Origin of the sequence: Streptomyces sp. NPDC005281 (genome assembly GCF_040607495.1) — a bacterium.
Lineage (GTDB): Bacteria > Actinomycetota > Actinomycetes > Streptomycetales > Streptomycetaceae > Streptomyces.
The window spans coordinates 150,277-162,245 of sequence record NZ_JBEXGX010000001.1; the positions used below are offsets into that span (position 1 = coordinate 150,277).

Consider the following 11,969-nt stretch of genomic DNA (forward strand, 5'->3'; position numbering starts at 1 on the left):
GCCCGGTGTGCTCCCGGCTCAGTCGTGGGCCGGGAGCGGCTCCAGGAATTCGAGGCGGTTGCCGGCCGGGTCCTCGGAGAAGAAGCGCCGGTGGCCGGGCAGGTCCTCGTCCCAGGTGACAGGGGCGCCGGTGGCGGCGATCCGGGCGGCCAGGGCGTCGATCCCGGTGACGCGCAGTCCGGGGTGGGCCTTCTTCGCGGGACGGAAGGCGGTCTCGATCCCGAGGTGGAGCCGGACGTCCCCGGCCTGGAACCAGCAGCCCCCGCGGCCGGCGAGGACGGGCGGCTTGGGCGTCTCGGTCATCCCGAGGGCGTCGACGTAGTACGCGCGGAGGCGGTCCTCGGAGCCCGGCGGGGCGGCGAGCTGGACATGGTCGAGCGCGGTGAGCATCAGGCCTCCTTGCGGGCCACGGCGAACAGCCGGCGAAACGGCAGCACCGTGCCGTAGGGCCTGGCGGGATAGGCCTCGCGCAGCAGGTCACGGTAGGCGGCGACGAAGGCGTCGGCGGCCTCGGGGTCGTCCGCGAGGGCGGTCAGCACGGGCCGCATCGCGGTCCCCTTCGCCCAGTCGAGCACGGGATCGGGACCGGTCAGCAGTTGCATGTACGTCGTCTCCCATACGTCCGTCCGGCAGCCGAGCCCCTCCAGCCGATCCAGGTAGACGAGCGGGTCGTGGACCGAGTCCGCGGGGCGCGGGGCGTCGCCGACGAGGCCCTTCCAGCGCGGGGAGGCGGCGAGTTCGCGCAGCAGGACGTGCAGCGGGGCGTCGGTGTTGCGGGGCATCTGGAAGGCGAGGGTGCCGCCGGGCGCGAGGGCGTCGAGCCAGCCGGGAAGCGACTCCAGGTGTCCCGGCACCCACTGGAGAGCGGCGTTCGAGGTGATCAGGTCGTACGTCTCGGCGGGCGCCCAGTCGGTGAGGTCGGCGTGGGCGAAGTCGAGCCGTCCGCCGCCGGCCGTGGGACCGGCGTGCTCCTCGGTGCGGGCCAGCATGTCGGCCGAGTTGTCGTAGCCGGTGATGTACGCGCCGGGCCAGCGGACGGCGAGCTGTGCGGTGACGTTGCCGGGGCCGCAGCCGAGGTCGGCGATGCGGGCGGGATCGCCCGGCAGGCCGTTCACCTGGGCGAGGAGGTCGGCGAAGGGGCGGGCCCGGTGCCGGGAGTGGCGCAGGTACTGGCCGGGGTCCCAGGTGGGGGTGGGGGATTCGGCAGCCATGGGTGGCCTCCTCGAAGGTCGCCGCGGAGGTCGCGGACCCGCACAGGGGGGCGGCGGTGACCGGACCGTTCGGATCTCAAGACTCACAGGAAAACTATCTCGACGTCAAGAGACTCGCCATCGAGAGACTCCACATCAAGAGACTTCATGTCGACACAACCACTACACTGATCGTCATGGAGGACGAGGTCGATCGGCTGGTCGCTGCGTGGCGCCGGGAGCGCCCGGACCTCGACGTGGAACCGCTCGAGGTGCTCAGCCGGGTGAGCAGGCTGGCCCGGCACCTGGACCGTGCGCGCCGGCTCGCTTTCGCCGAGCACAGCCTGGAGCCCTGGGAGTTCGACGTCCTGACGGCGCTGCGGCGCGCGGGATCCCCGTATCAGCTCTCGCCCGGACAGCTGCTGACCCAGACGCTGGTCACCTCGGGCACGATGACGAACCGCATCGACCGTCTGACCAAGAAGGGTCTGGTGGAACGCCTCCCGGACCCGAGCGACCGCAGGGGTGTGCTCGTACGCCTCACGGACGAGGGGTGCGACCGGGCCGACCAGGCACTGGCCGGGCTGCTCGACCAGGAGCGGGCGATCCTCGCCGAGCTCAGCCGGGCACAGCGCGGTGAACTGGCCGGACTGCTACGCCAGTTGACCGCCCCGTTCGACAACATCCCCGGCTAGGTCGACGGGACCGACCCCGGCCCGCCTGGCCAAGGCCACGGCGGCGAGGGTGGAGTGCACACCGAGCTTGCCGAGGACGTTCTGCATATGGGTGCGGACGGTGTGCGGCGACAGGAACAGCCGCTCCGCCACCGCCTTGCGCCCGAGCCCGGCGACCATGCACCGCAGCACCTCGCGCTCGCGGGGCGTCAGCGACTCGACGAGCCGCTCGCTCTCGGTGCGGTGCTTGCGCGCCGCGGTGAGCTCCCGGAGCACCCCGGTGAGCAGGGCGGGCGGCAGATGGGTCTCGTCGCGCAGCACCCCCCGTATGACGGTGAGCAGCCGCGACAGCGAACAGTCCTTGGCGACCCAGCCCGAGGCCCCGGCCTGGAGCGCGAGAGCGGCCCGGCGCGGGTCGTCCTTCTCGGCCAGCACGACGGTCCGCACCCCCGGCTGGCCCGAACGCACGCCGGCGACGAGCGAGATGCCGTCGACCAGGCCGTCCTCGTTGCTCTCCTGGACGGGCACCGCCGGACGCATGCCGGGCAGGTTGCCGCCCAGGTCGGCGTCGACGAGCAGCACGTCGAAGCGGCGGCCCTCGGCCGCCGCGCGCTCCAGGCAGCGCAGCGCGGCCGGGCCGCTGCCGGCGGCGGACACGTCGACGTCGGGCTCGGCCGCGAGCGCGGCGGCGAGAGACTCGGCGAAGATGCGATGGTCGTCGACGACCAGTACTCGGATGCGAACCACAGAAACCCCCACTGTCGGGGGACGATCCGTACGGGTACGGCGCCCGAGGTGATCCCGGGCCCGATTGCGACCCGGAAAACGGGGTGCCTCCGCCGCACGGCCGCCGCCGTGCTGGAAGTGCTACCCCCACTTCGGGCGTCGTACCCGACTGTCTCGCCCCCTGATCAGCACCGGCCCCCACCGGCACTGTTCATCAGAGTACGGCTGGGGACGGGGAGCGGAAGGCAATTTGCAGAACTGGTTGGCCAGCACGTTTATGGTGAGCCGTATGTTTCGTATCGAGACAGAAGACGACAAGGAGCGTCGGGATCTGCTCCGCAGGCGGCTGCTGGACACGAACACGGCGGCGTCCCCGGTGCTGCGCGCACTGCGCGGGACCCCAGGTGAGCGTGAACTCCCGCTCCACGTGTGGGCCTTGCGGGAGGACGGTGAACTGGCCGGCGGCCTGGTGGGCCACACCTGGACGACCTGGCTGCACATCACCTATCTGTGGGTCGACGACCGCCACCGCGGCACGGGCCTGGGCAGTCTGCTGCTCACCGAGGCCGAACGGACGGCGGGCGGACGCGGCTGCACCGCCGCCCGCGTGGAGACCTGGGACTTCCAGGCCCCGGACTTCTACCGCAAGCGGGGGTACGAGGTGGCGTGCGTGATCCCCGACTACCCGCCGGGGATCACGGAGTACACGCTGACGAAACGACTCAGCCCCTCCGGCACCTGAAAATCCAGCCCCTCCGGCGTTTGAGGAGCGGGGGTCCGGGGGGCAGCGCCCCCGGGTACGGGACGAGTAGGGGGGAGGGGCGGAGGGGGCGAAAAAACCGTAGTTCAGCCGATCCGCCGGGCCCCGGCCGAAGGCACAGCCGGAAACACCCGCGGAGCGGTGAAGCCCGCCTCGGCGAAGGCCTCCACCAGCGCCTTGGTGACACCGTCGATGTCGGCCGACTCCACCAGCACGACCGCGGACCCCCCGAACCCCCCGCCCGTCATCCGTGCCCCGAGGGCCCCCGCGGAGTTCGCCGCAAAGACCGCGAGGTCCAGCTCGGGACAGGAGATCCGCAGATCGTCGCGGAGCGAGGCGTGGCCGTCCGTCAGGACCGGCCCGATCGCCCGGACATCACCGGCGTCGAGGAGGGCGACGACCAGGTCCACCCGGTGGTCGTCGGAGACGACGTGGCGGACATAGCGGCGCACCCGCTCGTCGGAGAGGCGGGCGAGGGCCGCGTCGAGCCCCTCGTACGCGACATCGCGCAGATGGGACACACCGAGCTGCCGCGCCCCCTCCTCGCAGCCCGCGCGCCGCTCGGCGTACGCCCCGTCCCCGAGCGCGTGCTTCACCCGGGTGTCGACGACGAGGAGTTCGAGGCCCTGGGAGGCGAGGTCGAAGGGGATCTGGCGGATGGACAGGTCCCGGCAGTCGAGGTGCAGGGCGTGGCCCTCGGTGCAGCACGCCGACGCCGTCTGGTCCATGACACCGCAGGGGACGCCCACGAAGTCGTTCTCGGCGCGCTGGGCGAGCCGTGCCAGCTCGGGCCGGGTGAGCCCGAGCCCGTACAGCTCGTCGAGGGCGAGGGCGGTGACGACCTCCAGGGCCGCCGAGGAGGACAGCCCGGCGCCGGTGGGGACCGTCGAGGCCAGATGGATGTCCGCGCCGCCGACGGTGTGGCCCGCCTCGCGCAGCGCCCACACCACTCCCGCCGGATAGGCGGCCCAGCCGGTGTCCGACCGGGGCGTCAGTTCGTCGACGCGCAGTTCGACGACGGGCCCTTCGATGTCCGCCGAGTGCAGCCGCAGCACCCCGTCGGACCGGCGGGACACCGCCGCGACCGCCGTGTGCGGCAGCGCGAGCGGCATCACGAACCCCTCGTTGAAGTCGGTGTACTCGCCGATCAGGTTGACCCGGCCGGGCGCCGCCCACACGCCCTCGGGCGCGGCGCCGTACAGCTCCTCGAAGCCCTCACGTACCCCCACCAGCCCCGACTGCTCCACGTGTTACCCCTTCGCTACGTTCTGTGCGAACTCCCACGCGTCCGCGACGATCCCCGCGAGATCCGCGCGGGACGGATTCCAGCCGAGCCGCTCCCGGGCGGTCTCGGCCGAGGCGACCAGGATCGCCGGGTCCCCGGCGCGGCGCGGTGCCATGACCTCGGGGATCGGGTGCCCGGTCACCCGGCGCACCGTCTCGATGACCTCGCGGACGGAGAAGCCGCTGCCGTTGCCGAGGTTGCAGATCAGGTGCTCGCCGGGGGCCGCGGCCCGCAGGGCCAGCAGGTGCGCCTCGGCGAGGTCCGCGACATGAATGTAGTCGCGGATGCAGGTGCCGTCCGGCGTCGGGTAGTCGTCGCCGTAGACGGAGATCGCGTCGCGGTGACCCTGCGCGACCTGGAGGACGAGCGGGATCAGGTGCGACTCGGGGTCGTGCCGCTCACCGCTCTCGCCGTAGGCGCCGGCCACGTTGAAGTAGCGCAGGGAGACGGCGCCGAGTCCGTGCGCCGCCGCCTCGCCGGTGATCATGTGGTCGACGGCGAGCTTGGAGGCGCCGTAGGGGTTGGTCGGCCGGGTCGGCGCGGACTCCACGATCGGGGTGGTCTCGGGTTCGCCGTACGTCGCGGCGGTGGAGGAGAACACCAGTGTGCGCACTCCGGCGTCGCGCATCGCGGCGAGCAGGGCCATGGTGCCGCCGACGTTGTTGTCCCAGTACTTCTCGGGCTTCACCACGGACTCGCCGACCTGCGAGAACGCGGCGAAGTGCAGGACGGCGTCGTACGAGGGGTCCAGCCACTTGGCCGCGTCACGGATGTCGCCCTCGACGAACGCGGCACCGGCGGGAACGCTGTCGCGAAAGCCCGTCGAGAGGTTGTCGAGGACGGTGACCTCGTGGCCCGCCTCGACCAGGTGGCGCGCGACCACGCTGCCCACATAACCGGCTCCACCCGTGACCAAGTACTTCCCACTCATGAACTCGCTACCTCTCGCAGTCGCTGAGCCGCGGTCTCCGGCGGCACGTCGTTGATGAACACGTTCATGCCGGACTCGGAACCCGCGAGGAACTTCAGCTTGCCGGAAGTACGGCGAATGGTGAAAAGCTCGAGGTGGAGCGCGAAGTCGTCCCGGTTGACGCCCTCGAACTCCTCCAGCGGGCCGAAGGGAGCCTGGTGCCACGCCGCGATGTACGGCGTCGGCGGCTCGCCGGCCCCTTCCTCTCCACCGTCCGGCCCGTCGAAGATCCGGTCGAAGCGCCTCAAGAGTTCCAGATAGACCTGGGGGAACTCTGTGCGCGCGCCCTCGTCGAGACCGAGCAGGTCCGGCACCCGGCGGCGCGGGTAGAGGTGGACCTCGTACGGCCAGTGGGCGGCGTACGGGACGAAGGCGACCCAGTGCTCGCTCGACAGGACGACGCGCGAGCCGTCCGCGATCTCCCGTGCGAGGACCTCGTCGAACAGATTCTCCCCGCCGGTCGCCTCCTTGTGCGCGGCGAGCGAGCGCAGCATCAGTGCGGTACGGGGCGTGGTGAAGGGGTAGCCGTAGATCTGCCCGTGCGGGTGACCGAGCGTCACACCGATCTCGGCGCCACGGTTCTCGAAGCAGAAGACCTGCTGGACGGAGGGCAGATGGGACAGTTCGGCGGTGCGGTCCGTCCACGCCTCGAGGACGAGGGCCGCCTGCGCCTCCGTCAGGTCCTTGAAGGACGCGTCGTGGTCGGAGGTGAAGCAGACGACCTCGCAGCGGCCGGAGTCGCCGGCCAGCGAGGGGAAGCGGTTCTCGAACACGACCACGTCGTACGAGGAGTCGGGGATCTCGCTCAGCCGGTCGCCCGAGGACGGGCACAGCGGGCACTCGTTCGCCGGGGGGTGGTAGATGCGCCCCTGCCGGTGCGAGGCGACCGCGACCGAGTCGCCGAGCAGCGGGTCGCGGCGCACCTCCGAGGTGGTGACCGTCGGATCGAGCGGGCGCCGGTCCACCGCGTCGCGCACCTGGTCGTCGCCCGCGTCGTAGTAGATGAGCTCACGACCGTCGGCGAGCCGGGTCGAGGTCTTCTTCACAGTCGGACTCCCCATCAGCACCCGATCAAACCTTCAAACATAACCGAACACAACAAACCACAAGCCACCACCACAGTCAACGTCACAATCAAACAAAGGTCACCACCGAAAGGGCGCATTTCCTGAATGCGGAGGCATAGGTTCCGGTCCGATAGGTTCATGCGACGAAGCGAGTTCTGATGCAGTCCCCCACACATCCGCCCCAACCGGGCACTCTGCTCGCCGTCGAGCTGCGACTCCCCACGAACGCACTCGACTACACAATCCTCGGCATCTACTTCGTGGTCGTCCTCGGCATCGGCTTCGCGGCCAGGCGCTCGGTCAGGACGAGCCTCGACTTCTTCCTGTCCGGGCGCTCACTGCCCGCCTGGATCACCGGCCTGGCCTTCATCTCGGCCAACCTGGGCGCCACCGAGATCCTCGGCATGGCCGCCAACAGCGCCCAGTACGGCGTCTACACCGTGCACTGGTACTGGATCGGCGCCATCCCGGCGATGGTCTTCCTGGGCCTGGTGATGATGCCGTTCTACTACGGCTCCAAGGTCCGCTCGGTGCCCGAGTTCCTGCTCCTGCGCTTCGACAAATGGGCGCACCTGCTGAGTTCGGTCCTGTTCGCCTTCGCCGCCGTCCTCATCGCGGGCGTCAACCTCTACTCGCTCGCGATCGTGGTCGAGGCGCTGCTCGGCTGGCCGCAGTGGGTGGCGATCGTCGTCGCCGGGTTCTTCGTCCTCGCCTACATCACCCTCGGCGGTCTCTCCTCGGCGATCTACAACGAGGTGCTCCAGTTCTTCGTGATCCTCGCGGCGCTGATCCCGATCGCCGTGCTCGGTCTGCACCGGGTGGGCGGCTGGAACGGTCTGACCGACTCCCTCGACAAGACGCACGGCGCGAACTTCACGACGGCCTGGGGCGGCACGGGCATCGGCAGCGACAACCCGCTCGGCGCCAACTGGCTGACCATCGTGCTCGGTCTCGGCTTCGTGCTGTCCTTCGGCTACTGGACGACGAACTTCGCCGAGGTGCAGCGCGCGCTGTCGGCCAAGAACCTCTCCGCCGCCCAGCGCACTCCGCTCATCGCGGCCTACCCGAAGATCTTCATCGTCTTCCTGGTAATGATCCCGGGCCTGGTGGCAGCCGTCCTGGTCCCGAAGATCGGGACGAGCGCCTCGGGCCTCCAGTACAACGACGCGATCCCTTATCTGATGCAGGAGTTGCTGCCGAACGGTGTCCTCGGCATCGCGGTGACCGGTCTGCTGGCCGCGTTCATGGCGGGCATGGCGGCCAACGTCTCCTCCTTCAACACGGTGTTCACGACGGACATCTGGGCGAAGTACGTGGTGAAGGACCGCGAGGACGGCTACTACGTCCGCTTCGGCCGGCTGATCACGGTGGTCGGCGTCCTGGCGTCGATCGGCACGGCCTTCCTGGCCTCGTCCTTCTCCAACATCATGAGCTACCTCCAGACGCTGTTCTCCTTCTTCAACGTGCCGATGTTCGTGGTCTTCATCGTCGGCATGTTCTGGAAGCGGGCTTCGGTGAAGTCGGGCTTCTGGGGTCTGCTGGCCGGCACGACGGCCGCGATGGTGAACTACTTCGTCCTCTACAAGCAGGGCGTCATCGGCTTCCCCTCCGACCAGGGCGCCAACTTCGTCTCCGCGATCGTCGCCTTCGTGGCCGGTGCCGTGGTGATGGTGGCGGTCTCGCTCTTCACCGCCCCCAAGCCGGCGGAGGACCTCGAGGGCCTGGTCTACGGCACGGTGTCCCCCGGCATGGCCGAGCCGCCGGCCGCGGGCGACGACGCCTGGTACCGCAGGCCCGCCCTGCTGGGCTGGGGCGCGCTGATCCTGGCGGCCGCCTGCTACATCCCGTTCTCGTTCTGACGAGTTCCGGCCCGCCACAACGAGGGAGAAGAGAGAAACCATGTCCGACCATTCGGAACGCGACGTCCAACGCGAGGTGTCGGAACTCGAGGGGAAGTCCGCGACCGCGGCCCGCCTGTTCGACATCCGCCGCATCATCGGCGGCCTGTTCGTGATCTACGGCATCATCGTCACCATCGCGGGCATCACCGCCTCCGACGCCGACCTCGCCAAGGCGGGCGGCATCAACATCAACCTCTGGACCGGCCTCGGCATGCTGGCCCTCGGCCTGTTCTTCCTGGCCTGGCTGTGGCTGCGCCCGCTGGCACCACCGGCCCCGGAGACACCGACCGGGGAGAACCCCTCGCCGGCCGAGTAACACCCGCGCACAGGGCCGGAGCCCACGGAAGGACTCCGGCCCTTCGGCTTTCGACCTGCGGGTGCCCGAACTCCCGCTCGAAGAGATCGAGTTGCGCGTCAGGCACCGAATGGAACGCAAGGTGGTCATCGCGAGTCCCACCTCCACCCCGTACGAGGTGGTGATCCATGAGGCGGCCCTGCGCATCAGAGTCGGCGACCGGGCAGCGGCCCGGGCCCAGCTCGCGCGCATCCTCGAACTCTCGGAAGCGGACCACATCACCGTGCGCGTCATCCCCTTCGAGCTCGACGGCTTCGCCGGTGCCACGAACGCGATGATGTACGTGGGCGGTGCCGTACCCAAGCTGGACACAGCGGTACGCGACGCACCCCACGGCGCGGCCTTCATCGACTCCGAGGCCCAACTCGGCGCATTTCGAACGCTCTTCCGTATGGTGGAGGCTGTATCGCTCGAACCCACCCGTTCGCGCGACTTCATCCACCGGATGACGAAGGAAGCGTGAGGCCCGTCGTGATCACCCCCGGCAACTGGCAGAAGTCGTCCTACTCGGGCAGCGGCGACGGCAACAACTGCCTCGAACTCGCCGCCACCCCCGGCGCCGTTCACCTCCGTGAGAGCGACACCCCCGCCACGCAGCTCAGTACCGCCCCCGGCCCCCTCGCTCACCTGCTGCTTCGTATAAAGCAGGGGGTTTACCAGGGCGCCTCCCTGTGATCAGCTTCGCCCTGTCATGAACGGGCGGCCTCTGGGGAGGGGCCGTGGGGCAGGGGAGAGTCGACGATGCACACCGCGGCAGCGGAAAGAGTTCAGGTGTGCCCGGACTGCGGGACCGAGATCCACGGGGACGGCCGGTTCGTCCTGTGGTGCGCCGTCTGCGACTGGAACGTCGATCCCGAACGGCCGGAGGAGAAGCAGGGCCGACTCGCCAAGGCCCGGCGGGCCCAGGCGCGGCGGCACGGTGAGCGACTGCTGGCCGAGCTGAACGCCGGTGAGGCCCTGCGGGCCCGACGGGACTCCTCGGCCGTCCTCGCCTTCGCACTCGCCCTCGCCGTCCACGGCCTGACCGTGGCCCTGACCGCGGGCGGCGCCTGGTTCCTCGTCCGGGGATGGGGCGGCTGGGGAATGCTCCCCGGCGTCTTCCTGCTCGCCCTCGTGTGGTCGCTGCGGCCCCGGCTGCACCGGCTGCCACAGGACAAGCCCGTCCTGCACCGTGCCGACGCGCCCGAACTCTTCGCGCTCGTCGACGAGGTCTCCCGCGTCGCGGGCACCCGTGGTGTCGACGCGATCGCCGTCGACGACGAGATCAACGCGAACGTACGGAGCTACGGCATACGCGGGCGCCGGCTCCTGACGCTGGGGCTCCCCCTGTGGGAAGTCCTCACACCGCAGCAGCGGATCGCCCTGCTGGGCCACGAAATGGGCCACTACGTCAACGGAGACACCCGCCACGGTCTGGTCGTCGGCGCCGCCTACCGTTCGCTGACCACCTGGCACTACTACTTCGAGCCGGTCGATCATGAGCCCCTCGACGATTCCGGCGCGCTCACCCTGATCCTCAACGTGCTCTACGTCGTGCCCCGGCTGCTCGTCCGCGGCGTGCTGACGCTCCTGGACGGGCTCACCGTGCGCGCCTCTCAGCGGGCCGAGTACCTCGCCGACCGTGTGGCCGCCCGGGCGGGATCCACTCCGGCCGCGCTGGAACTCATGGACCGGTTGCTGATCTCGGACTCGGCCGCCGTCACGCTCCAGCGCGAGGTCAACCGCGCCGCCCTGAACGGCCCGCGCGGCAGACAGCAGACCGCCGCCTGGGCGGACGGACTCTGGGAGCGTCTCGCCACGGACCTTGCCTCCGTTCCCGAGCAGGAGCGCGAACGGTTGCGCCGGGCGAGCACGCTGCGGGGCCACAGCGTCGACGCGACCCATCCGCCGACCCATCTGCGCCGCGCCTGCCTGCTGATCGGAGAGGCCGAACCCCCGGCCGTCCTGGCCGACGACGAACGGGAGCGCCGGATCACCGAGGAACTGGCCGAGTCACGCGCGAAGGTGGCCCAGCAGATCCTCCGGGACGGCTACTAGGGCAGGTCCCGGGACCACCCCGCCGCCGAGGGCTTTCCCCCGAATCCCGGGCCTCGTGCGAGAGAACGACGGGCGAGGGGGAAGGCTGACCCCATGACCGACAAACTCACCGTCAGCGTTCTCGGCACCGGAATCATGGGGGCCGCGATGGCCCGTAGTCTCGCGCGGGCCGGGCATCACGTCCGTGCCTGGAACCGCAGCCGCGACAAGGCCGAGCCACTGGCCGCCGACGGCGCGCACATCGCGGACACCCCGGAGGACGCCGTGCGGGGCGCGGATGTCGTCCTGACCATGCTCCACGACGGCCCGTCGGTCCTCGACGTCATGCGCCAGGCAGCACCGGGACTGTCCGCCGGGGCCGTCTGGGCGCAGTCGACGACCGTCGGGACCGAGGTGCTGGGCGAGCTCGCCGAATTCGCCGGCGCGCACGGGCTCGTCCTCTTCGACGCGCCCGTCCTCGGGACACGCGCACCCGCCGAGTCCGGACAGCTGACCGTGCTCGCCGCAGGCCCGGGCGCGGCCCGCGACACGGTGACACCCGTCTTCGACGCGGTCGGTGCCCGTACGGTGTGGACCGGCGAGGACGGTTCGGCTGGCAGCGCCACCCGGCTCAAGCTCGTCGCCAACAGCTGGGTCCTCGCCGCCACCGTGGCGACCGGCGAGGTGCTGGCCCTGGCCAAGGTCCTCGGCGTTGACCCGCAAGACTTCTTCGGCCTCATCGAGGGCGGCCCGCTCGACATGGGCTATCTGCACGCCAAGGCCGCCCTCGTCCTTCAGGACCGGCTTTCCCCGGCCAGCTTCGCCGTCACCACGGCAGAGAAGGACGCCCGGCTGATCGTGGCGGCAGGGCAGGAGCACGGCGTCCGGCTCGACGTCGCCGAGGCGGCGGCCGAACGCTTCGGCCGCGCCGGCGCCCTCGGGCACGGCGACGAGGACATGGCCGCCGCGTACTTCGCGAGCTTCGAGGAGGGGAAGCCCCCCACCTCGTAAGCCCGTGAGGGCTG

13 protein-coding genes and 1 pseudogene are annotated in these 11,969 nt (G+C 70.5%); 8 read left to right on the forward strand and 6 right to left on the reverse strand.

The features are described from left to right. Positions 1-18: 18 nt before the first annotated feature. Positions 19-390 (reverse strand): VOC family protein, encoded by a 372-nt coding sequence (locus ABZV42_RS00625; RefSeq protein ID WP_355982194.1) that lies wholly within the window; start codon positions 388-390, stop codon positions 19-21. Next, a complete protein-coding gene (locus ABZV42_RS00630) occupies positions 390-1,211 on the reverse strand; it encodes a trans-aconitate 2-methyltransferase (protein ID WP_356050553.1) in 822 nt (273 codons plus the stop codon). The genes ABZV42_RS00625 and ABZV42_RS00630 overlap by 1 nt, the downstream gene beginning before the upstream one ends. Positions 1,212-1,387: 176 nt before the next feature. Between ABZV42_RS00630 and ABZV42_RS00635 the strand changes: the two genes are divergently transcribed. Beyond that, positions 1,388-1,885 (forward strand): MarR family transcriptional regulator, encoded by a 498-nt coding sequence (locus tag ABZV42_RS00635; RefSeq protein ID WP_261703948.1) that lies wholly within the window; start codon positions 1,388-1,390, stop codon positions 1,883-1,885. Here the strand turns inward: ABZV42_RS00635 and ABZV42_RS00640 are convergent. Continuing rightward, entirely contained in the window at positions 1,844-2,611 is a 768-nt protein-coding gene (locus ABZV42_RS00640) for a response regulator transcription factor (protein ID WP_355982190.1), read from the reverse strand. The two genes, ABZV42_RS00635 and ABZV42_RS00640, sit on opposite strands and share 42 nt — an antisense overlap. A gap of 256 nt (positions 2,612-2,867) precedes the next feature. Between ABZV42_RS00640 and ABZV42_RS00645 the strand changes: the two genes are divergently transcribed. Beyond that, entirely contained in the window at positions 2,868-3,332 is a 465-nt protein-coding gene (locus tag ABZV42_RS00645; RefSeq protein ID WP_355982335.1) for a GNAT family N-acetyltransferase, read from the forward strand. Between the two features lie 104 nt (positions 3,333-3,436). On the opposite strand, the gene galK is transcribed toward ABZV42_RS00645, so the two are convergent. From galK to galT, 3 genes are read right to left on the reverse strand one after another with little or no spacing between them, the layout of a single operon-like run. Further along, positions 3,437-4,579 (reverse strand): galactokinase, encoded by a 1,143-nt coding sequence (gene galK / locus ABZV42_RS00650; protein ID WP_355982333.1) that lies wholly within the window; start codon positions 4,577-4,579, stop codon positions 3,437-3,439. A 21-nt stretch (positions 4,580-4,600) separates the two neighbouring features. Beyond that, a complete protein-coding gene (galE, locus tag ABZV42_RS00655; protein WP_355982188.1) occupies positions 4,601-5,566 on the reverse strand; it encodes a UDP-glucose 4-epimerase GalE in 966 nt (321 codons plus the stop codon). Then, positions 5,563-6,651, reverse strand: a complete 1,089-nt coding sequence (gene galT / locus ABZV42_RS00660; protein WP_355982186.1) for a galactose-1-phosphate uridylyltransferase — start codon at positions 6,649-6,651, stop codon at positions 5,563-5,565. The genes galE and galT overlap by 4 nt, the downstream gene beginning before the upstream one ends. Before the next feature lie 179 nt (positions 6,652-6,830). On the opposite strand from galT, the gene ABZV42_RS00665 reads away from it, so the two are divergent. The 6 genes and pseudogenes from ABZV42_RS00665 (at position 6,831) to ABZV42_RS00690 (ending at position 11,955) form a co-directional block, all read left to right on the forward strand. Continuing rightward, entirely contained in the window at positions 6,831-8,531 is a 1,701-nt protein-coding gene (locus tag ABZV42_RS00665) for a sodium:solute symporter family protein (protein ID WP_355982184.1), read from the forward strand. Positions 8,532-8,571: 40 nt separating this feature from the next. After that, complete coding sequence (locus tag ABZV42_RS00670; RefSeq protein WP_355982182.1) at positions 8,572-8,889, forward strand: hypothetical protein; 318 nt, start codon at positions 8,572-8,574, stop codon at positions 8,887-8,889. A 58-nt stretch (positions 8,890-8,947) separates the two neighbouring features. Beyond that, positions 8,948-9,391, forward strand: a pseudogene (locus tag ABZV42_RS00675) (Scr1 family TA system antitoxin-like transcriptional regulator); the annotation flags it as partial. A gap of 8 nt (positions 9,392-9,399) precedes the next feature. Beyond that, on the forward strand, positions 9,400-9,603 hold the full coding sequence (locus ABZV42_RS00680) for a DUF397 domain-containing protein (RefSeq protein WP_356050554.1): 204 nt from the start codon (positions 9,400-9,402) through the stop codon (positions 9,601-9,603). Positions 9,604-9,669: 66 nt separating this feature from the next. Beyond that, a complete protein-coding gene (locus tag ABZV42_RS00685; protein WP_356050555.1) occupies positions 9,670-10,965 on the forward strand; it encodes a M48 family metallopeptidase in 1,296 nt (431 codons plus the stop codon). A 93-nt stretch (positions 10,966-11,058) separates the two neighbouring features. Then, positions 11,059-11,955 carry an NAD(P)-dependent oxidoreductase gene (locus tag ABZV42_RS00690; protein ID WP_355982176.1) on the forward strand — a complete coding sequence of 299 codons (897 nt, stop codon included), beginning with the start codon at positions 11,059-11,061 and terminating at the stop codon, positions 11,953-11,955. Positions 11,956-11,969: the final 14 nt, after the last annotated feature.

Coding starts and splice junctions, on each gene's coding strand:
- ABZV42_RS00665 (WP_355982184.1), top strand. CDS start 6,831: ATGCAGTCCCCCACACATCCGCCCCAACCGGGCACTCTGCTCGCCGTC.
- ABZV42_RS00635 (WP_261703948.1), top strand. CDS start 1,388: ATGGAGGACGAGGTCGATCGGCTGGTCGCTGCGTGGCGCCGGGAGCGC.
- ABZV42_RS00670 (WP_355982182.1), top strand. CDS start 8,572: ATGTCCGACCATTCGGAACGCGACGTCCAACGCGAGGTGTCGGAACTC.
- ABZV42_RS00685 (WP_356050555.1), top strand. CDS start 9,670: ATGCACACCGCGGCAGCGGAAAGAGTTCAGGTGTGCCCGGACTGCGGG.
- ABZV42_RS00630 (WP_356050553.1), bottom strand. CDS start 1,211: ATGGCTGCCGAATCCCCCACCCCCACCTGGGACCCCGGCCAGTACCTG.
- ABZV42_RS00690 (WP_355982176.1), top strand. CDS start 11,059: ATGACCGACAAACTCACCGTCAGCGTTCTCGGCACCGGAATCATGGGG.
- ABZV42_RS00625 (WP_355982194.1), bottom strand. CDS start 390: ATGCTCACCGCGCTCGACCATGTCCAGCTCGCCGCCCCGCCGGGCTCC.
- galE (WP_355982188.1), bottom strand. CDS start 5,566: ATGAGTGGGAAGTACTTGGTCACGGGTGGAGCCGGTTATGTGGGCAGC.
- ABZV42_RS00645 (WP_355982335.1), top strand. CDS start 2,868: ATGGTGAGCCGTATGTTTCGTATCGAGACAGAAGACGACAAGGAGCGT.